This window comes from Arthrobacter sp. Y3221157 (assembly GCF_059089865.1).
This window is the reverse complement of sequence record NZ_JBNHFD010000190.1, coordinates 1-1,435: the sequence shown is the minus strand read 5'-3', so window position 1 is coordinate 1,435 and position 1,435 is coordinate 1. Positions and strand designations below refer to the sequence as shown.

The following is a 1,435-nucleotide window of genomic DNA, read 5'->3' as shown; positions in this document are numbered from 1 at the left end:
TGAACTGCTCCCCGGAAGTTGGACTGAGAAATTCAGTTCTAACTCCCGGGGAGCAGTTTTTGCGTGTAGATAGTTCGTTGTCCGAGGATCAGCGTGAGGCGGCTGTAGCGTGGTTTGAGAAAGGTCTTGCAGATAAGGCGACAGCTAATCTGCTGGGCGTGTCCATTTGGCCGGTCAAGAGGCTGTATCGGCGGTGGAGGATTCGTGGTCGAGGAGCGCTGGTGACCAAGCCGACGAAACAGTCATACTCTTTCGACTTCAAGCTCGCTTTGGTCGAACGGTTTCTCGCAGGCGAGACTGCCTCTGATCTGGCAGCAGAGGCTGATTTGTCCTCTCCTGTCCTACTGAGAACGTGGGTGCGCGCGTATCGTCTTGAGGGCCCGGACTCCTTGCGACCGAAGCCTAAAGGCCGGCCCCGAAAGCCCGACGCCCCACCGGTTGAACCATCCGAGTTGGAGCGGTTGCGCCGTGAGAACGAGCGCTTGCGGGCAGAAGTGGCCTACCTGGGAAAATTGCGGGCCTTGAGGGATCAAGAACAACGGTGAAGGTCCAGGCCCTCATCGCCCTCAAGGCTGACTTTCCGCTGCCGGTTCTTCTACAGGTCGCCGGTCTTGCCCGATCCACGTTCTTCTATCATCAGGCCCACCTGGAAGCCCCTGACCCCCAGGAGGCACTCAAAACTGCGATCACTGAGATCTTTACAAGAAATCACGCCCGCTACGGGCACCGCCGTATCCACACGGAGCTGCTCTACAACGGGTGGGCGATCGCCAAGAAGACCGTGCTGAAACTGATGCGCACCCTCAGACTGGTCTGCAAGGTCCGGCGCAGGAAACGCTACAACTCCTACCAAGGCGAACAGGGCGCTGCTGCGCCGAACCTGCTCAACCGGGAGTTCGAAGCCACTGCCCCAAACCAGAAATGGGTAACGGATGTGACGGAGTTCAGCGTCGGCGACCGGAAACTCTACCTCTCACCGGTCATGGACCTCTTCGACCGGCAAATCATCTCCCACACCATCGGCACGTCTCCGAACCTTGACCTCACCAACACATCGCTGCGCAAGGCCCTGACCTGCCTGAAACCGGGCCAGCATCCGCTTGTGCATTCAGACCAAGGATTCCAGTACACTCACCCGTCCTGGAGGGCTCTCCTTGAAGGTGCCGGCGCGGTCCAATCCATGTCCCGAAAGGGCAACTGCTACGACAACGCAGTGATGGAGAACTTCTTTGGCCACCTCAAAGAAGAGATGTTCCACAACGTCCGGTACATCAGCACCGATGCATTGTCCACGCACCTAAATGAATACATCCACTGGTACAACACCAAACGGATCTCAACAAAGCTCGAGGGCCTGAGCCCGGTGCAATACCGAACCCAGGCCCTCGCGGCTTAGGATCTTATTTGGCCAGTCCAACTATCGGGGACCAGTTCA

At 57.8% G+C, this 1,435-nt stretch carries 2 protein-coding genes; both read left to right on the top strand.

Going from position 1 to position 1,435, the window contains the following annotated elements; genetic code table 11:
* Positions 1–158 precede the first annotated feature (158 nt).
* Complete coding sequence (locus tag AC5RTT_RS20545; RefSeq protein WP_494146704.1) at positions 159–545, top strand: helix-turn-helix domain-containing protein; 387 nt, start codon at positions 159–161, stop codon at positions 543–545.
* The gene (locus AC5RTT_RS20540; RefSeq protein WP_494146703.1) at positions 542–1,396 is read left to right on the top strand and encodes an IS3 family transposase; all 855 of its coding nucleotides are present in this window, start codon (positions 542–544) and stop codon (positions 1,394–1,396) included. Before AC5RTT_RS20545 ends, AC5RTT_RS20540 begins: the two co-directional genes overlap by 4 nt.
* The last annotated feature ends 39 nt before the right edge of the window (positions 1,397–1,435 follow it).